17 protein-coding genes are annotated in these 17698 nt (G+C 39.6%); 10 read left to right on the top strand and 7 right to left on the bottom strand.

Annotated features, from left to right (window positions below):
* The first annotated feature begins 101 nt into the window (after positions 1-101).
* Positions 102-917: a PfkB family carbohydrate kinase gene (locus B5D46_RS02385; RefSeq protein WP_078928056.1), complete on the top strand. Its 816-nt coding sequence runs from the start codon at positions 102-104 to the stop codon at positions 915-917.
* Between the two features lie 60 nt (positions 918-977).
* Here B5D46_RS02385 and B5D46_RS02380 read toward each other — a convergent pair whose 3' ends face one another.
* Positions 978-1460, bottom strand: coding sequence for a hypothetical protein (locus B5D46_RS02380; protein WP_078928055.1), 483 nt, complete (start codon positions 1458-1460; stop codon positions 978-980).
* A 332-nt stretch (positions 1461-1792) separates the two neighbouring features.
* Between B5D46_RS02380 and B5D46_RS02375 the strand changes: the two genes are divergently transcribed.
* The 4 genes from B5D46_RS02375 to B5D46_RS02360 all read left to right on the top strand — a co-directional run bounded on the left by B5D46_RS02375 (position 1793) and on the right by B5D46_RS02360 (position 4035).
* On the top strand, positions 1793-2551 hold the full coding sequence (locus B5D46_RS02375) for a DeoR/GlpR family DNA-binding transcription regulator (RefSeq protein WP_078928054.1): 759 nt from the start codon (positions 1793-1795) through the stop codon (positions 2549-2551).
* Positions 2552-2852: 301 nt separating this feature from the next.
* A complete protein-coding gene (locus tag B5D46_RS02370) occupies positions 2853-3095 on the top strand; it encodes a hypothetical protein (protein ID WP_031491411.1) in 243 nt (80 codons plus the stop codon).
* A 300-nt stretch (positions 3096-3395) separates the two neighbouring features.
* Positions 3396-3638, top strand: coding sequence for a type II toxin-antitoxin system Phd/YefM family antitoxin (locus B5D46_RS02365; RefSeq protein WP_078928053.1), 243 nt, complete (start codon positions 3396-3398; stop codon positions 3636-3638).
* Complete coding sequence (locus B5D46_RS02360) at positions 3622-4035, top strand: PIN domain-containing protein (protein WP_078928052.1); 414 nt, start codon at positions 3622-3624, stop codon at positions 4033-4035. The genes B5D46_RS02365 and B5D46_RS02360 overlap by 17 nt, the downstream gene beginning before the upstream one ends.
* An 82-nt stretch (positions 4036-4117) precedes the next feature.
* On the opposite strand, the gene B5D46_RS02355 is transcribed toward B5D46_RS02360, so the two are convergent.
* The 4 genes from B5D46_RS02355 to B5D46_RS02340 all read right to left on the bottom strand — a co-directional run bounded on the left by B5D46_RS02355 (position 4118) and on the right by B5D46_RS02340 (position 10141).
* Positions 4118-5518 (bottom strand): GntP family permease, encoded by a 1401-nt coding sequence (locus tag B5D46_RS02355; RefSeq protein WP_078928051.1) that lies wholly within the window; start codon positions 5516-5518, stop codon positions 4118-4120.
* A gap of 40 nt (positions 5519-5558) precedes the next feature.
* Positions 5559-6557, bottom strand: coding sequence for a 4-hydroxythreonine-4-phosphate dehydrogenase PdxA (gene pdxA, locus B5D46_RS02350; RefSeq protein WP_078928050.1), 999 nt, complete (start codon positions 6555-6557; stop codon positions 5559-5561).
* Positions 6558-6581: 24 nt separating this feature from the next.
* Positions 6582-7886, bottom strand: a complete 1305-nt coding sequence (locus B5D46_RS02345; RefSeq protein ID WP_078928049.1) for a four-carbon acid sugar kinase family protein — start codon at positions 7884-7886, stop codon at positions 6582-6584.
* A 638-nt stretch (positions 7887-8524) separates the two neighbouring features.
* Positions 8525-10141: an FAD-dependent oxidoreductase gene (locus B5D46_RS02340; protein ID WP_078928048.1), complete on the bottom strand. Its 1617-nt coding sequence runs from the start codon at positions 10139-10141 to the stop codon at positions 8525-8527.
* 85 nt (positions 10142-10226) lie between these two features.
* Between B5D46_RS02340 and B5D46_RS12015 the strand changes: the two genes are divergently transcribed.
* Positions 10227-10532, top strand: coding sequence for an ArsR/SmtB family transcription factor (locus B5D46_RS12015; protein ID WP_143675591.1), 306 nt, complete (start codon positions 10227-10229; stop codon positions 10530-10532).
* 52 nt (positions 10533-10584) lie between these two features.
* Here B5D46_RS12015 and metK read toward each other — a convergent pair whose 3' ends face one another.
* Positions 10585-11730, bottom strand: a complete 1146-nt coding sequence (gene metK / locus B5D46_RS02330; RefSeq protein WP_078928046.1) for a methionine adenosyltransferase — start codon at positions 11728-11730, stop codon at positions 10585-10587.
* A 429-nt stretch (positions 11731-12159) separates the two neighbouring features.
* On the opposite strand from metK, the gene fsa reads away from it, so the two are divergent.
* The 3 genes from fsa (at position 12160) to B5D46_RS02315 (ending at position 15810) form a co-directional block, all read left to right on the top strand.
* Entirely contained in the window at positions 12160-12810 is a 651-nt protein-coding gene (gene fsa, locus B5D46_RS02325; RefSeq protein WP_031491420.1) for a fructose-6-phosphate aldolase, read from the top strand.
* 243 nt (positions 12811-13053) lie between these two features.
* Complete coding sequence (gene tkt / locus B5D46_RS02320; protein WP_078928045.1) at positions 13054-15054, top strand: transketolase; 2001 nt, start codon at positions 13054-13056, stop codon at positions 15052-15054.
* 168 nt (positions 15055-15222) lie between these two features.
* On the top strand, positions 15223-15810 hold the full coding sequence (locus B5D46_RS02315) for an HD domain-containing protein (protein WP_078928044.1): 588 nt from the start codon (positions 15223-15225) through the stop codon (positions 15808-15810).
* Positions 15811-15848: 38 nt separating this feature from the next.
* Here the strand turns inward: B5D46_RS02315 and B5D46_RS02310 are convergent, their stop codons facing one another.
* Positions 15849-17288 (bottom strand): sodium:solute symporter, encoded by a 1440-nt coding sequence (locus B5D46_RS02310; RefSeq protein ID WP_078928043.1) that lies wholly within the window; start codon positions 17286-17288, stop codon positions 15849-15851.
* 196 nt (positions 17289-17484) lie between these two features.
* Here B5D46_RS02310 and B5D46_RS12325 point away from each other — a divergent pair.
* Positions 17485-17698: hypothetical protein (locus tag B5D46_RS12325; protein ID WP_234973807.1), on the top strand; the 214-nt coding region annotated here is incomplete at its 3' end.

Genomic DNA, 17698 nt, shown 5'->3' with positions numbered 1-17698 from the left:
TAAACATATTTGCATCACATTGGTCCGCTGATAGGCTGATGTGATTCTTTGTAGTAGAATAAGTCCTCATATATTTGAGGATTTATTTTTAGAGCGATTCTATGCCGAAAAGAGTTTTACTTATCACTGATATGGCCGGTCAGACCAAGGTTGCAATGACTGCCATGATTCCGATTCTATCTCATATGGGATACAGTCTTTTTAATCTTCCAACTGCACTTGTATCAAATAACTTTGCATATGGAGATTATGCTCTTTTAGATACAACAGAGTACATGCGTAAGTCTATCTCTGTATGGCAGAAGCTTGATTTCAGATTCGATGCCGTAGGAACCGGTATTGTTATTTCTCATGAGCAGCTTGAGATTGTAAATGAGTACTGCAAGTTCCTGAAAACCAAGGGTATTACCATATTCTCTGATCCTGTTATGGCTGACAACGGTGAGCTGTACAATGGTATTTCCGAGAGCATCGTAAGCTATATGCGCGAGCTGATTGGTGTAGCAGACTATATTGTTCCTAACTACACAGAAGCATGTTTCCTTGCTGGTATTCCTTATCAGAGCGGTTCTGTATCCTCTGATGAAATGCGAAAGCTGATAGACTCATTAAGAAAATACACATCAGGCACTATCGTTGTAACCAGTGCCTTCGTGGACAACAAAAAGCAGGTCTGCTGCTATGATCCTAAGTCTGATGAATACTTCAATCTGCCTTATGATGAGATTCCTGTTTCTTTCTCTGGAACCGGTGACATCTTCTGCTCTGTATTCATGGGTCATATTCTAAAAGGTGAGCCTGTAAAGCAGAGTATTGAAATAGCTATGACTGCAGTAGGCAAGATGGTTGATAGATTCAAAACCAAGGAAGATAAGCTAGAAGGACTTCCTGTAGAGAGCTGTCTTGATCTGCTTTAATAAAAAACTGCCTCAGTTTTCTCTGAGGCAGATAACTATAGCTTCATAGTTTAAATCTTTCTAACCTTTTTTTCTTAGATCCTTATACTGATTGGATGCTTTTGGGGCCTCATGCTTAGCATCGATCTGGTTTTTATGATCTAACTTTCCGTTGTGAGCAGTATTCTTCTCATGAAGATCTTTTTTCATATCTGGTTTTTCATGCTTGCCATCCTTAGCGTGAAACTCTGGTGCTTTCCCATCTGGGTGAGCAGGACCTTTTCCGTCAAAATGAGCCGGTTCTTTACCATCAGGATGGTGTGGTCCCTTGCCGTCATGAGGAGGCTCATGTGCAAAGTCTGGATGATGTCCGTCTAAATCATGAGTCTTTGGTGCATGATGAGGTGGAAGTGGAGCCGAAGATCCTGTACTTGAATTCTTACTTACGCTGATTGATGTATCACCGGTATTGTAGGTTACATCAATTGAGGTATCATCTGCTGCATTTGCAAGATTAACTGCAGATGCTAAAGCTGCTAACACTAATACTGCCTTGAATTTCATTTTTATATTCTCCTAAACAGACAGGTTGTATGTTTGTTTGAAGAATAGGCTTGATCTCTTAGAAGAAACTTAGATTTTTTTGTTGGTTAATGAAGTATACAGCCAGATTTTTATCAGAAATAATAATGGCAACTATCTGATATATAGGTAAAATTTCCGTATATCTGAAAAAATACATACATTTGTCTTAATCTTTCACGTGCAATATTCGATATTTTGTCAGCTTTGTTCTGATATCTTCACTTCATCTTTTTTTGAGAATACGTACAGGCTCACTACTAAATTATCTGCTCTTGAATATAATCCTAATCAGAGACATAAGGATACATGCGATGAGTAATGATAGAGTTGAGACGATCTTAAATCACCTAAAACTGCATAACCTTGTAACAGTAGAGGAACTTGTTGAGGTAACAGGTGCTTCTCCTTCTACAATCAGAAGAGAGCTGGCTAAGCTTACCAGAAAGGGCACAATCAGCAGAGTTCACGGCGGAGCAACTTTAAATCGCTACATCCCTATTCAGACACCAGTCACGGAGAAGGCTGTAACCAGACATCAGGATAAGGCATTAATCGGAAAAAAAGCAGCTTCTCTTATCAAGGAAGGTGACTGCATTATTCTTGATGCAGGAACTACTACTATGGAGATAGCCCGCAACATTCCTAATATACCTTTAACCGTTTTTACACCTGATCTTAATATAGCTCTTGTACTCTCAGAACTGCCTCTGGTAGATGTAATCGTAACCGGAGGACATATAGATAAAACTACAAAATCCTGTTCAGGAGATGACACTAAACAGTATTTTGATAAAATCAATCCTAATCTGGTGTTCCTGGCATGTAATGCCTGGATTGATGAAAGTCCTGGAGTATCAACTCCAAGCTATTCGAAGGTAATAATCAAGAAAGCTCTATTGAAGAGATATGCCAAGAAAGTTCTGGTTGTCGATTCAAGTAAGTATGGAGCCACCAGTCTTTATAAAATATGCGATATAGATGATCTTGATATGGTTATTACTGATAGGGGGCTTCCTGACGATATCTGTGAAGCTTTAAAGAAACGCGGTATTACCATGCTCAGAGTCTAAAGGCTTACTCTTCTGAACTCTCGTCCTTTTCGAGAGTTTTTTCAGTCTATTAAAGGATAATTTCATACTTATCTGCAATGACTGATATTCTGATTCACTTTTTTGCTAATACTATCCAAATTCTTAAGTTCTAAACTTTAACCGTAGTTGGCAGTTTTACTGCTGAAAAAAGAGCGTAAATTAGATACGCTTTTGTATTGGACAAATGTTTGTTTTTATGACTGCGTTTGAAGATTTATTCTTTCTGTTCTGTGAAAATGGGGACAAACAATAAAACAAAAATAACATTAAGGAGCACTTTATGAGCGAACTATCTACAGCAGAACTACCATCAGCTGAACTAACTTCTGCACAGCTGATTGAAAAAAACAGACGTATTGAAGAAATGGCTTCAATTAAGGCATTTTTCGACATTAACATGAAGGGAAATCCTGATCCTCGTCTGGTAAAACCTTATGAAGACTACATCAATCTCAAGATTGATTTTGATGAGTATCTGAAGGAAAGTCGTGACGCCCGTACTGAAGTTTTCTTCAAAGGCTAGACATTAATCTATCTTCATACTCTGAGTTAGAAGCTCAGAGTTATAACCAGCCTTAAAACTATCTTAAGTTTTAAGGTCCGCTGTTTTCTTCTCTGTTCGTATCGAACACATTTCTTGTTTTCTTGAGATCTCATTTGATTTTTAAATAAACCTCTGAATGTACTGTTTAGACCTAATCTAGGGTGGAAACGGTGATGAATACTATCTTAATGTCCATCTAAAAATGTTAAAAATTATATAAAATGAAAAATTAGCTAATTTACTTTATACTTAAATTAGCTAATAACGGAGGACTATATTATGATTGAAGCTTTCGCAACGGCTACCGAGCTGAAGAATCATTTAGGAAAATATTTGCAGATGGTTATTGATGGTAATGAAGTGATTCTGACTAAAAATGGACAGGAAATCGGACGTATTATTCCTAAGACTAAGGTTGTTTCATATTTGACAGACTCTCTTACAGGCATAATTAAAGGTAATTATGATTATGAGAAAGAAAAGGAAGAAGCATTAAGGAAGAAATATGAAAGTCTTGATTGATGCAAATATTATTCTTGATGTTCTTCAGAAAAGGGAACCTCATTTAAGAGCTTCTGCTATTGTCTGGAAATTATGTGAAACTAAAAAGATTACGGGGTATGTTTCTGTTCTTTCTTTTATGAATATTGTTTATATTCTGCGTAAGGAACTAACACCAGAAAAAATTAAGGAAGTTTTTTATTCTCTTTCCATGATTTTTACCTTTGAAGATCTCACGGAAGACGACATAAAAAGCGCTCTGATAATGGGACTTCCAGACTTTGAGGACAGTGTTCAGATGCAGACTGCTTATCGGGTAAGAGCTGAATTTATAATTACGAGAAATGTTAAAGATTTTCTCAAAAGTTCAATCCCAGCATATACACCTTTAGAGTTTTTAGAACGTATTGACATCTAAAAAAATGAGCTCCTAAAACAGGAGCTCATATACACTTAATCTGCAGAGCATTGAGAACGGAGATGCTCTGCATTATTGTCTTTTACATGAATACTGAAAGTATCAGTACCTCAACACAGCCGATTGCCCAGGCAATGGTTGTTGGTGCAGTCCAGACCTTTAACTGATCCTTTACCTGACTGATTCCCAGTAATCTGTTAACAACCCAGAAGAATGAGTCATTAAAGTAGCTTGCGAATAATGAGCCTACGCAGCATGCAATTGCACCCAGCATTGGATTTGCTCCGGCTGCAATTACGATTGGAGCGGTAATACCTGCTGCAGTAATCATTGCTACGGTACCTGAACCCTGAATGAAGCGGACGCAGGTTGCAATAATCATTGGCAGTAGAACTACAGGAATGCTTGCTGCGGCAAAGCCCTGAGCGATGTAGGTTCCAAGGCCTGAATCCTTGATAATCTGACCTAATGCACCACCGGCGCCGGTAACCAGAAGGATAATACCTGCTGATGCCATGCCTTTTTCCATCTCCTTTACTGCAGTTTCCTTATCAACAGTAGGAATCAGAGTTGCAATTGCAACCAGCAGACCTAATCCTACAGCGATAATTGGCTGACCTAAGAAGATAATGATGTTGAAGATTCCTTCCTTTAATCCTAATGCTGAAAGAATGGTGTTCATCAGAATCAGAATGATTGGAAGTACCAGTGGGGTAAATGCCATGAATGCACTTGGAAGATTTGAGTCATCCTCGTTAAATGCTGCATCTGGGTTATAGTCGCCTACAATCTTCTCTAATAAGCCCTTGTCGTTTGGAACAAGATCAAAGTGCTTGGTCAGATATGTCTTTGCATAGAACAGTACACCTAATACCATAGGAATTGATAGTACCAGGTTGATTAGAATGAATGTACCGACATCAATGTCAAAGATACCTGCTACGCCAAGAGGACCTGGAGTAGGTGGCACCATGGTGTGGGTGATAACAAGACCTGCTGCTAAAGCTGCACCGATTGCAACAACTGATTTATTTACAACTCTTGCAATTGCCTTGGCAATAGGTGAGAGGATAACGAAACCAGAGTCGCAGAAAATTGGAATTGAAACGAAGAATCCGGTAATTGCCATTGCCTCTTCTTCCTTTTTCTTTCCGAACAGCTTGATAAAGGTATATGCCATACGCTTTGCAGCTCCGGACATTTCAAATATCTGTCCTAAGATAACACCAAAGCCGATGATGATACCTATACCACCTAAAGTTCCTCCGAAACCTGAGGTGATAGATTTTATAATTCCAAGGGTATTTCCGTCTGCAAATTTAGTGGTGTTAACAGGCATTCCTCCAACAACGCCTATGATTACAGTTGCAATGATCAGTGCTATAAAGCTATGAACCTTGGTTTTGAGTACCAGGAAGAATAAAACTGCAAGTCCGACAAACAGACCCAGCAGCATCTGGCCTCCACTTAGTCCTTCAATCATAATTAACTCCTTTGTTTTTGTTTGTGTTTGTGGTTTTTATTTATCTGTTGTAGTTTGGTCCGTATTCGGCTGCCAGTTTAACGGCTTCCACCATACTTACCTCGCTGACAATATTCTTTCCGGCAATATCAAAGGCAGTGCCATGATCAACTGAGGTTCTCAGAATAGGCATGCCCGCTGTAATGGAAATGGTTCGTTCAAAATCCAGTGTCTTGGTGGCGATATGTCCCTGATCGTGATAAAGAGACAGTACACTGTTGTATCTTCCCTGATGAGCCTGGTGGAAAACTGAATCAGCAGGAACAGGTCCTACTACATTAAAGCCTTCATCCTGAAGCTCTTTACATGCAGGAGCAATTACATTTACCTCTTCCCATCCGAACAGACCATGCTCTCCTGAGTGAGGATTCAGACCTGCAACTGCCATAGTTCCTTCTGTTACACCCAGCTTCTTTAGAGCATCGGTGCAGCGCTTTACATAATCCTTGATGCGGTCCTTCTTAATCATGCCAAGCATTTCCAGAAGAGAAACATGTCTTGTCAGGAAGAACACACGAAGCTTATGTACCTGGAATAGGGTAAGAGGATCTGGTGTCTTTGTAAGAGCTCCGAAGATTTCGGTATGACCGATGAAATTGATATTTCCAGCACGAAGTGATTCTTTATTGATTGGTGGTGTTGCCACTGCCAGAACCTCACGGTTCATTGCAAGCTCTATGGATTTTGCAATGTATTCATAGGCAGCTTTGCCGCACATGCCGTTTACTTTTCCAAAAGCAAATCTGGACATATCAATATTGTTAAGGTCAATCAGATTAAGAACACCTTTCTGGTATTTTCCGTCTTTTGGTGAATTAACAATATTTACTGTCAGTTTTACATTTGTGATTTTTATTGCCTGTTCGATGATCTGATGATCACCAATAACTATTACATCAGCAACATCCATTGCTTCATCAGAGACAAGTGTCTTTACAACAATCTCTGGACCAACACCTGCTGGATCTCCGATTGGTACAGCAATTAGTGGTTTTGTCATTTCCTCTTACTCCTAAACATTCTGTTAAATTGATAATCTCTTCTTCAGGTAATTGACGCAGTCGATGAGCGCGTCCTGATTTCCCTGACTTCCGCCTTTGGTAACTATATGGCAGCCATCCAAAGGTCCTCCCTTTATGTATCCGTACGCTGCAAGAGGCAGAACCTCATCCTCGAGGGCGATACCTGCAGCCTTAACCTTCTCGCATACCGCCACGGTGATATCTCCTCCACAGCAGTAAAGTCCCTTGAAGGCTTTAACCTTTTCAAAGATACGAATCGTGATTTCAGCAAAGGCATCGTTAATGATTGCTGATACTTCATCCAATGAAAGATTCATTTTCTTCATATAAGGTTTAAAATCAATTCTTTTCTTAAGATCAAGACCATCTCCAATCACGGTTGAGATAGGGAACTTGTCATAGTTTTCAACAATTGAATCGACAACTCTGCAGATCTCCTTTTCGCGTCGCTCTGGAGATTCTAAAAATTCTTTTGTTACCACTGTTTCGCTTACAGTTCTCTGCATAATCTTAAGTTTGTCGACCTGTCTTGCAGTGGTTGGATGAACACTTCCTACAACAACTAGAACGTGACTCTTGGCAATCTGGTTTTTAGGTTTGATTGCCTTACGGGCAAGTGCCGCAGTAAAGGCACCTGAGTCTACAGCAAGCACCTTCTGCTTACTTGTCATGACAGCATCAGCAATCAGATCAAGATCTTCCTGGGTTACAGCATCAAAGATGATGATGCGATTTCCTTTACTGATTTTCTCTTTGATGATGTCTGCAAGATGATGCTTTCCATTCATCATGTCTTCAGAGTAAATATTTGTGGTTCTGTATTTAGACTGCTGTTTGATGATGGTGGAGACTTTAGCTACTTTGACGGGACATTTAGGATCGATTGCGATATCGGTCTTATGCAGGAGAGCTCCGTTAACCAAAAGATATCCACCTACTACAGTTCTTCCTGAAGATGGGAAAGTTGGAACCACAATTGCCGTATACTCCTCACCAAGAGAATCGAGCATAGCATCCGTCTCAGCGCCAATGTTTCCTCTTAAGGTGCTGTCGATTCTTTTTGAATATACCTTGGTGTCACGACTTTTAAGTTTTTCGCAGACTTCATATATTCTGTTGTAGGCTTCTTTCTTTGGAATTGCTCTGCTGTCTGTAGGATAGATAATACAGTCAACGTCGTCTGATTTCATATTATCTATCATTGACGAGTTAAGGATACTTATTGAGTTGAAGTCACTCTGTTTTAGCTGGACGCCGGTGGCGTTTCCTCCTGTCAGATCGTCAGCTATAACAACACACTGTGTCATAAAAACTCCGATATGTTTGTTTAATTGATGGTTATATATAGTTATATTGACTGATTTAAATCTACTTTAAGTATATCCCAGATTGTTACAAAAACTACTTGTAAATAAATGCGGTAGACTGTATTTAAAAGGTATTTATGCTCACTTTTTTGACTGTTTTACACCTATGAATAAATAGGATTGACTGAAAACAGTCAAATCTTGGTTAATGTATTTTACATGCAGTTTCTAGGGGAAATATGAATATCTTGTCTTTTATGGAGTGAAAATGATTTGATTGATTCTTAAAGATTTTATTGAGGAATAATTGTAACTATTAATGTTCGTTTTTGTGATTTAACTCGAAGTTATCAGTTTATATGCTTTGTTCTGCACTGAATTCAGACAAAAAAATTGCAGTGTCAAAGCCGGCACTGCAATATCCAATCACAACATCAAATTCATCAGTTAGATTTTATCCAACAAGGACAACTAACAATGATGTGAGAATATCAAAAACCCCTATATAAATAAAAATGAATGTTCAAAAGATGCTATCTGTGTAGCGATCATTTATTCAAAAATGTTGGGTATATCATGGATTTTGCGAGTTTTTTTACAAAAAAATCCATGACCATGCTAATTTTGTGATTCAACTTTTAACTATTATTTGAATTGAGAAAGTTTTGTTGAGATTTAAAAAAAACTATTCCTCCTCCAAAGGAGTATACATTTTCAAATCCATTCTGATTTACAATTCTGGATGCCACATAGCTTGTATATCCAGTGTTGCAGAACATTACCACCTTTCTGTCTCTTGGAATCTCATCAAGTCTGTTTCTAATCTCGGTAATAGGAATATTTACAGCTCCGTCAATTGTCTCATTCATAAATACAGCCTTTGGTCTTACATCGATAAGATAGCTGTCTTTCAGATCTTCAGGGAAGGCCATTCTTACTTTGCCATCTATGATATTAAGAGCATTCATTCCCAGAATGTTCACAGCATCCTTTGCGCTGTTGAATGGTGGCGCATAGCATAGCTCTGCATCCAGAAGATCGTGTACGCTGCCGTTCAGTCTCATTACGGTTGCAACAACATCTACTCTCTTTTCCACACCTTCTTCTCCAATTGCCTGAAGTCCAAGAATTCTGCCTTCTTTAGTAAAAAGCATCTTATAGAGTATCTGTTTTGCTCCTGGGTAATATCCTGCATGTGAATTTGAATAGATAAAGGTCTTTAAATAAGGGATATTCAGTTTCTTTAATCTATCCTCGTTTGCTCCAACAGCTGCCAGCGTCAGCTCGAAGATTTTTACAACAGAGGAGCCCTGAGTATTTTTATAGGTTTCAGTTTTACCGCAGATGTTGTCTGCAATGATTCGTCCCTGACGATTGGCAGGCCCCGCCAGAGGAATAAGAGCTTTTGAGCCTGTAGTAAAGTCTGTAATCTCAACATTGTCGCCTGCAGCATATATATACTCATCAGAGGTCTTAAGTGTGCTGTCTACCACTATTCCTCTGGATACTTCAAGACCTGCTTCCTTTGCAAGTTCAATCTGAGGCATTACACCAATGGACATGATAACTATATCAAAATCGACAGTATTTCCTGAGGTTAAAATAACCTTATCATCTGAGAAGGCTTTAACACCATCATTGAGGATGATCTCTATACCTTTTTCCTTAAGTTTGTTCTGAGCAACAGTTGCTACCTCAATATCAACGTTAGGCATGATGTGACTGGACAGTTCGACGATTGTGGTTCTGATCCCAGGTTCGCAAAGGTTCTCTGCCATTTCTACACCGATGAAGCCTGCACCTACAACAACAGCTTTAGATACTTCGTGTTCTTTTATATAGTTCTTTATGCTGTTTGCATCAGAGAGTGTTCTCAGTGTAAATGTCTTATCCTTGTTTAATCCCTCAAAAGGAGGCACAAAAGGAGTGGCTCCGGTGGCAATAACAAGTCTGTCGTATGAGAATTCCTGATTATCTGCTGTTTTTACGGTTCTGTTATTTCTATCTATAGAGACAGCTTTTGTATTTAGAAGAACATTGATATTGAACCAGTTTCTGAATTTGTTTACGTCTGAGACGTGCATTGTTTCCTCAGAATTGATTACATTTCCTATGTAATATGGCAGACCACAGTTTGCGATGGATATTTCATCTGACTGTTCTAAAACTGTAATTTCTGCTTTTTCATCGTTTCTGCGCAATCTCGCTGCACAGCTGGCTCCAGCAGCGCCGCCACCAATAATCAATGTTTTCATGAATATCTCCTTGAATATAACAATATTAGAATATTACAATATTGCTATATTGTCAATTTCTTATATTTTTGATAACATGCGCGCCATGAACACATTAAATATAGAAGAATATACAAAGATATTTGCTGCACTAGGCCACCCTATAAGACTAAATATAGCCTGTGGACTGTATCGCAATGGAAAATGTAACGTTAACACCATGTCAGAGCGTCTGAATATAAGTCAGGCGCTGGTCTCTCAGCATGTGAAGATTCTAAGAGAAGCAAAAATCATTGAAGGAAAGCGAGAGGGGAATATTATCTGGTATTCGATTTGCTCAGAGTACACAAAAAAGCTTCTTGAATGTGTCGAGCTTAATCTTTGCTGCTGCCACCAGGATAATAAAACATAAAAAATCCTCAAACTCAGACGAATTTGAGGATTCTGATGTGAATTCTATCTGATTATAAGGCCTGCTTTAAAGCATCAACCTTATCTAACTCTTCCCAGCTGAAGCCGTCTCTACCGAAATGTCCATAAGAGGCAGTCTTCTGGTAGATTGGTCTCAGCAGATCCAGATCCTTGATTAGACCGTATGGTCTTAAATCAAATACGTGAGGAACGATCTCTGCAATCTTGTTGTCATCAATCTTGCCGGTACCGAAGGTATTAACTGAAATTGAAACAGGCTGTGCAACACCGATTGCATATGAAACCTGAACTTCAGCCTTGTGAGCTAAACCTGCGGCAACAATGTTTTTGGCAACATGTCTTGCTGCGTATGCTGCAGAACGGTCTACCTTTGATGGATCCTTACCGGAGAATGCACCACCACCGTGTCTTGCTGCACCACCGTAGGTGTCAACAATGATCTTTCTACCGGTTACACCTGCATCACCAACAGGACCGCCGATAACGAATCTGCCGGTTGGGTTGATGAAGATCTTGGTTTCCTTTCTTAGATACTCTGCAGGGATAACCTTCTTGATGATTTCTTCGTAAACAGCTTCGTGAACGATTTCCTGTGAAACATCTTCATTGTGCTGTGTTGACAGAACGATGGTATCAACATAGTCGATTGAACCATCTTCCTTGTATGCCATAGTAACCTGGCTCTTGGCATCAGGACGCAGCCATGAGATAGTTCCATACTTTCTTAACTTAGCCTGAAGCTTCATCAGTTCGTGGGCATAGGTGATAGCTGCTGGCATAAACTGAGGAGTCTCGTCAGTTGCATAACCGAACATAAGACCCTGGTCACCTGCACCCTGATCCTCAGGAAGAGAACGGCTAACACCCTGATTGATATCAGGTGACTGTTTGCCTAATGCATTTAAGAATGCACAGTTATGACCATCAAAACCAACTTCAGAATTGTTGTAACCGATATCACATACAGTTTTACGAGCAACAGCTTCAAAATCTACGTTTGCGGTAGTGGTAACTTCGCCTGCAACAAGAATCAGACCGGTTTTAACCAGGGTCTCGCAAGCAACATGAGCTGTCTTGTCCTGCTCTAGAATAGCATCAAGAATAGCATCAGATACCTGATCGCAGATTTTGTCTGGATGTCCTTCTGATACTGACTCAGAGGTAAATAATCTTGACATGAATTTTTTTCCTTACACAAATCATAATCATTGAATTATTTTTTGATTATAGTCTATTTGTTTTAGATTTCTATATTTTTATGAGAAAAATATAAAAAAATAATAAAAAAAATTAATAAATTATTATATAACTATTTGATATAACAATATAAAAATATCAATTAATTATGGGATTAATTTTTTTAATGCAATTGGGATTAATGTTCAAATTAAACATTGTAAAATTTTTCAAAGCAAGGGTGGAAAATTAAAAATTTTTAAATTTCAAGATGTCGCATTAAACAATATCTTTTAAATAAAAAAATAATGGCACACATCACACATTTGAAAAAATACAAACGTTTGCGTAAGAAAAAAGTGTAAAATTCTTTTCCGTTGAAAGATCAATTCTTAAAGCAAGAATAATTAAATTAAATAAAAGGAGTTATCATGCGCTTTTTTCTAGACACAGCTCACGTAGAAGACATTCGTAAGGCTAATGATTTAGGCGTTATCTGTGGTGTTACCACAAATCCATCACTAATCGCAAAAGAAGGTTTAGATTTTAACGAGGTTATCAAAGAGATTACCTCTATCGTTGACGGCCCAATTTCAGGTGAAGTAAAGCCAACAACTCTTGATTTCGAAGGCATGATGAAGGAAGCTCGTGAAATTGCTGCAATTCATCCAAACATGGTTGTTAAGATTCCTATGACTGAGGAAGGTTTAAAGGCTTGCCATCAGTGTGCTAAGGAAGGCATCAAGACCAACGTTACCCTAATCTTCTCTGCTAACCAGGCTCTTCTAGCAGCTCGTGCTGGTGCAACCTATGTTTCACCTTTCATCGGTCGTCTAGATGACATTTCTGAGGATGGTTTAGATTTAATCAGAACCATTTCTGAGATGTTCGCAATCAACGATATCAAGGCTCAGATTATCTGTGCTTCAGTACGTAACCCAATCCACGTAATGCAGTGTGCATTAGCTGGTGCTGATATCGCTACTGTTCCATACAGTGTTATCCAGACCATGATTAAGCACCCTCTAACTGATCAGGGTATCGCTAAGTTCCAGGCTGACTACAAGAAAGTATTCGGTTAATAATTAAATCTGATGCCGGATTTTTATGTCCGGCATTGGTTTATATGGAACACTATTTTTTAATCTAATCGTTTTCAGGTTTTATAAGTTCTGTTCAATAAAGTAACTATTTCCTCTTTAATTTCAAAATGTTTTGACATGACGTATAAACCAAGTAAACTAAACAAACGGTTAGTAACAGCAGTGCATAAAATGCCGCTTATCAATAAACAATACAAATAAAATCTTGTCCAAGGAGTTTGTATGGCAGATTACAGAGAGCTTGCCAATGCAGTTCGTGCATTGAGCATGGATGGCGTTCAGAAGGCTAAGTCAGGTCACCCAGGTGCACCTATGGGTATGGCTGACATGGCTGAAGCTTTATGGCGTGGATTCCTAAATCACAATCCTAAGAATCCAAAATTCGTTAACCGTGATCGTTTCGTTCTGTCAAACGGTCATGCTTCAATGCTTATCTATTCTTTACTTCACTTAACCGGCTACGATCTATCAATTGATGATCTGAAGAATTTCCGTCAGTTAGGTTCAAAAACTCCTGGTCACCCAGAATATGGCGAGGTTCCTGGTGTTGAGACAACAACCGGTCCTCTTGGTATGGGTATCGGTAATGCTGTTGGTATGGCAATGGCAGAGCGTATGCTTGCTAATGAGTTCAACCGTGAAGGTCTTGATATTGTTGACCACTACACCTATGTATTCATGGGTGACGGCTGCTTAATGGAAGGTATTTCTCACGAAGCTTGCTCACTTGCTGGTACTTTAGGTTTAGGCAAACTGATTGCTCTATACGATTCAAACGGTATTTCTATCGACGGTTCTGTTAAGGGCTGGTTTGCTGATGACACCAAGAAGAGATTCGAGGGGTACGGCTGGCAGGTAATTGAAGTTGCCAACGGTAACGACGGTGCACAGGTTCGTGTTGCTATCGAGCAGGCTAAGGCTGATACTAAGCGTCCATCACTGATTATCTGTCCTACAACTATCGGTTTCGGTTCTCCTAAGAAGGCTGGTACTTCAGCTTCTCACGGAGCTCCTTTAGGTGAAGAGGAAATTGCTGCAACCAAGGCAGCTTTAGGCTGGAAGTATGGTCCATTCGAGATTCCTCAGGAAATCTACAAAGAGTGGGATGCTACTGAAAAGGGTGCAAAGCTAGAGGCTTCATGGAATGAGTTATTCGCTAAGTACAAGGCTCAGTTCCCAGAGTTAGCTTCAGAGTTCGAGCGTCGTATGTCAGGCAAGCTACCTGTTGACTTCGCAGCTAAGGCAAAGGACTGGGTACAGTCATTACAGAAAGCTGAGGATCCAAAGGTTGCAACCCGTAAGGCAGGCCAGATTGCTCTAAACTTCTTCGGTTCAGTTCTTCCTGAGTTAGTAGGTGGTTCAGCTGACTTGGCTCCATCAAATCTAACCATCAATCAGTCTTCAAAATCAGTTCAGCCACACGAGCTAAACGGTAACTACATCCACTGGGGTGTTCGTGAGTTCGCTATGTGTGCAGCTATGAACGGTATGCAGTTACACGGTGGCTTCCGTCCATACGGCGGTACCTTCCTGATCTTCTCTGACTACGCTAAGAATGCATTACGTATGTCTGCTCTGATGAAGATTCCTACACTGTTCGTATTCACTCACGATTCAATCGGTGTTGGTGAGGATGGTCCTACCCACGAGCCAATCGAGCAGATCGCAACTCTACGTTTAATTCCAAACTTCGACGAGTGGCGTCCATGTGATATGGTTGAAACCGGTGCTGCATGGACTAAGATGATTGAGCGTCAGGATGGCCCAAGTGCAATTATTCTATCACGTCAGACTCTAGAGCAGATGCCTCGTTCTTCAGAGCAGGTTGACAACATTGCTCGCGGTGGTTACGTATTAAAGGATTGCGATGGTACTCCAGACGTAATTCTGATGGCTACCGGTTCAGAAGTTGCTTTAGCTTACCACGCTGCTGAGAAGCTGGCTGCTGAAGGCAAGAAGGCTCGTGTTGTTTCAATGCCAAGCACTGATGTATTTGACCGTCAGTCAGAGGAATACAAAGAGTCTGTACTACCTAAGGCTGTACGTGCTCGTGTTGCAGTTGAAGCTGCTATCTCAACAACCTGGTTCAAGTATGTTGGTCTTGACGGCACAACAGTATGTCTTGACCACTATGGTGCATCTGCTCCTGCAGGTCAGCTGTTTGAGAAGTATGGCTTTACTGTTGACAACGTTGTTGCTGCAGCAAAGAAGGTAATCAAATAGTAAGAATTTGAACTTTCTTGTTCAATAAGTTTTCTCGGATCCTTTTCTTGCTCCTTTGGAATTGGTCCGAGAAATCCCTAAAGTCCATCTAATTACATAGATGGATTTTTTGTTTTTGTTATCAATGTTGGATACACTTAAAAGGCTAATAATCAGGAGAGTTGAAGAATGAACGAAAGACTAAAAAAGCAGATGGAATTTGCTTTAGAAATAGACAAGGAAAAGAACATTATTCGTCAGACTCACTTGTCAGGAAATGGCCGTAGGGAAAATGATGCCGAACATGCCTGGCATATGGCAATCATGGCTTATCTTTTAAAGGAACATGCCAACGAAAAGGTTGATATTGCAAGAGTGCTGATGATGTGTCTGATTCACGATATTGTTGAAATAGATGCTGGTGACACCTATGCCTATGATCCTAAGAGTAAGGAAACTCAGAAAGAGAGAGAGGATGCTGCTAAGGAACGTATTTTCTCTATGCTTCCAGAGGATCAGAAAAAGGAGCTGATAGCACTTTTCGATGAGTTTGAAGAGGCAAAGACTCCTGAGGGTAAGTTTGCCCGTGCCATGGATAACCTCCAGCCTTTAATGCTTAATGACAGCAATAATGGTGCAGACTGGAGAGAGCATAAAGTGAAAGCAGATCTTGTCTATGGAAGACATAACAGAACCCGTGAAGGCTCAGAGATTCTATTTGAGCTTACCGATCGTATCCTCAAGGACAATATAAAAAAGGGCAATATTGCTCAGTAGAATCTCTTCTGCAATAAGAATGTGTGCTGGCGTATTCTCTAATTTTCCAGAGATACGCACTTTTTCTCAGAACTGAAGGCATACAGTCCTGCAAAGGTCAGAGCTCCGTTTAATAGCAGCAGTTCATAACCGAACTTATATCCAAACATCTTTAAAGTCAGCTGCGAGATTAGAAAACAGGCAACTGGAGATAGCATAGCTATGTATGGTGTTGCTTTGTCCATAACGGTTCTCCTGCCTAAAATCGCAAAGCTGAATAGTCCCAGCAGCGGACCGTAGGTATAGCCGCATAGAATAAAGATGGCATCAATAAGACTTGTGGAATTGAAATAGTTAAAAATCAGAACTGCAAAAGCGAATAGAATAGCCATCAAGGCATGTGTATTCTTTCTTAGGCGAACATCGCTGCTCTTTTCCTTTATATCTACACAGTAGGTGGTTGTCAGAGCTGTGAGGGATGAATCTGCACTTGAGAAAGCGGCAGAAACAATTCCTATAATAAAGAATATTTTTGCATTCATTCCAAGTGTACCATTGGAGATTACATCGATCAGAAGATTGTCGAATTTCTCTGGTATAGCGATGCCTTTGGTGTTAAAAGCACAGATAAGAAGAATTCCCAATACCATAAACAGGAGATTTACAGGCGCAAAGGCAAATGCATAGGTACACATGTCCTTCTTTGCCTCATGCAGTGTCTTGCAGGTAAGATTCTTCTGCATCATGTCCTGATCAAGTCCGGTCATAACCACTACAATAAATGCACCACTTATAAACTGTTTGAAGAAGTTCTGTGGTGATTTGATGTCTGAGAATTCAAATATTCTGCTGTGTCCGCTTGAAATAACTTCTTTGTATGCATCAGCAAGACTAAAGTCTAAAACCTCCAGTACTCCGTACAGGATTACTCCAAGGGAGAGAAGCATGAAGAAGGTCTGAATTACGTCAGTATGAACAAGTGTTCTGATTCCTCCATTTCTTGTATACAGCCAGATAAGTGTCATCAGGAATGGCACTGTTACAAAGAAAGGAATATTAAGTTCCTTAAATACGAATCTGTCTAAAATCAGGCAGACTACATAGAATCTTGCTGCTGCACCAATAAGTTTTGAAATCAGAAAGAACAAGGCTCCGGTCTTATATGATGTTTCACCAAGTCTGATCTTAAGAAAAGAATAGATTGTGGTCAGATTGTGTCGGTAAAAAATAGGTAGAAGCACAAAGGCTACGATAAAGTATCCAAGAATATAGCCAAGACATGTCTGAAGATATGTCATATCTGACCACATGACCATACCAGGAACTGACACAAAGGTAATACCTGATAATGAAGCTCCGATCATTCCGAAGGCTACCAGGTACCAGCGAGAATTTCTATTTCCTCTGAAAAATGTTTCATTGGAGTTTTTTGAACTGTGAAAATAGCTGTATGTGTACAGGATTGCAAAGTATGAAAGTAAAATTACTAAAACAAACATAAAGCCAGCTTTTAAAAAAAACAAAAATATTATCGTCGGCGATTTTATCAGCAATTCTTCATCAAAAAAATAGCAGAGCGGAAACCTCAGACTTAATTCTGAGGCGGAGCTCTGCCAACTCAGGCTATATATCTTAAAGAATTTCTTTACAATAACTGTTAGAATATAGGGATTATATGGCTTGGAGAAAACTGTTTTGAAATTTACAAAAACATTAAAAATAAGAATTAATGTACCTTCAGAACAGGAAACACTGTTACGTCAGATGACGGAGCAGTATCGACAGGCATGTAATTTTATTTCAGAATACGTTTTTACCCATTCCTTTGACTTGAACTTCTTCAGTCTCAATAAAGTACTGTACAGGAATATAAGAGGAAAGTTTAGACTTAAATCTCAGCTTGCACAGT

This window comes from Succinivibrio dextrinosolvens DSM 3072, from assembly GCF_900167015.1.
GTDB lineage: Bacteria > Pseudomonadota > Gammaproteobacteria > Enterobacterales > Succinivibrionaceae > Succinivibrio > Succinivibrio dextrinosolvens.
This window is presented reverse-complemented; position numbering and strand designations above follow the sequence as displayed.

Excerpts from the sequence above, each read along its gene's own strand:
- fsa (WP_031491420.1), top strand. The coding sequence starts at position 12,160 with ATGCGCTTTTTTCTAGACACAGCTCACGTAGAAGACATTCGTAAGGCT.
- B5D46_RS02340 (WP_078928048.1), bottom strand. The coding sequence starts at position 10,141 with ATGAAAACATTGATTATTGGTGGCGGCGCTGCTGGAGCCAGCTGTGCA.
- B5D46_RS02345 (WP_078928049.1), bottom strand. The coding sequence starts at position 7,886 with ATGACACAGTGTGTTGTTATAGCTGACGATCTGACAGGAGGAAACGCC.
- tkt (WP_078928045.1), top strand. The coding sequence starts at position 13,054 with ATGGCAGATTACAGAGAGCTTGCCAATGCAGTTCGTGCATTGAGCATG.
- B5D46_RS02375 (WP_078928054.1), top strand. The coding sequence starts at position 1,793 with ATGAGTAATGATAGAGTTGAGACGATCTTAAATCACCTAAAACTGCAT.
- B5D46_RS02385 (WP_078928056.1), top strand. The coding sequence starts at position 102 with ATGCCGAAAAGAGTTTTACTTATCACTGATATGGCCGGTCAGACCAAG.
- B5D46_RS12015 (WP_143675591.1), top strand. The coding sequence starts at position 10,227 with ATGAACACATTAAATATAGAAGAATATACAAAGATATTTGCTGCACTA.
- B5D46_RS02380 (WP_078928055.1), bottom strand. The coding sequence starts at position 1,460 with ATGAAATTCAAGGCAGTATTAGTGTTAGCAGCTTTAGCATCTGCAGTT.
- B5D46_RS02360 (WP_078928052.1), top strand. The coding sequence starts at position 3,622 with ATGAAAGTCTTGATTGATGCAAATATTATTCTTGATGTTCTTCAGAAA.
- metK (WP_078928046.1), bottom strand. The coding sequence starts at position 11,730 with ATGTCAAGATTATTTACCTCTGAGTCAGTATCAGAAGGACATCCAGAC.
- B5D46_RS02315 (WP_078928044.1), top strand. The coding sequence starts at position 15,223 with ATGAACGAAAGACTAAAAAAGCAGATGGAATTTGCTTTAGAAATAGAC.
- B5D46_RS02355 (WP_078928051.1), bottom strand. The coding sequence starts at position 5,518 with ATGATTGAAGGACTAAGTGGAGGCCAGATGCTGCTGGGTCTGTTTGTC.
- B5D46_RS02365 (WP_078928053.1), top strand. The coding sequence starts at position 3,396 with ATGATTGAAGCTTTCGCAACGGCTACCGAGCTGAAGAATCATTTAGGA.
- pdxA (WP_078928050.1), bottom strand. The coding sequence starts at position 6,557 with ATGACAAAACCACTAATTGCTGTACCAATCGGAGATCCAGCAGGTGTT.
- B5D46_RS02370 (WP_031491411.1), top strand. The coding sequence starts at position 2,853 with ATGAGCGAACTATCTACAGCAGAACTACCATCAGCTGAACTAACTTCT.
- B5D46_RS02310 (WP_078928043.1), bottom strand. The coding sequence starts at position 17,288 with ATGTTTGTTTTAGTAATTTTACTTTCATACTTTGCAATCCTGTACACA.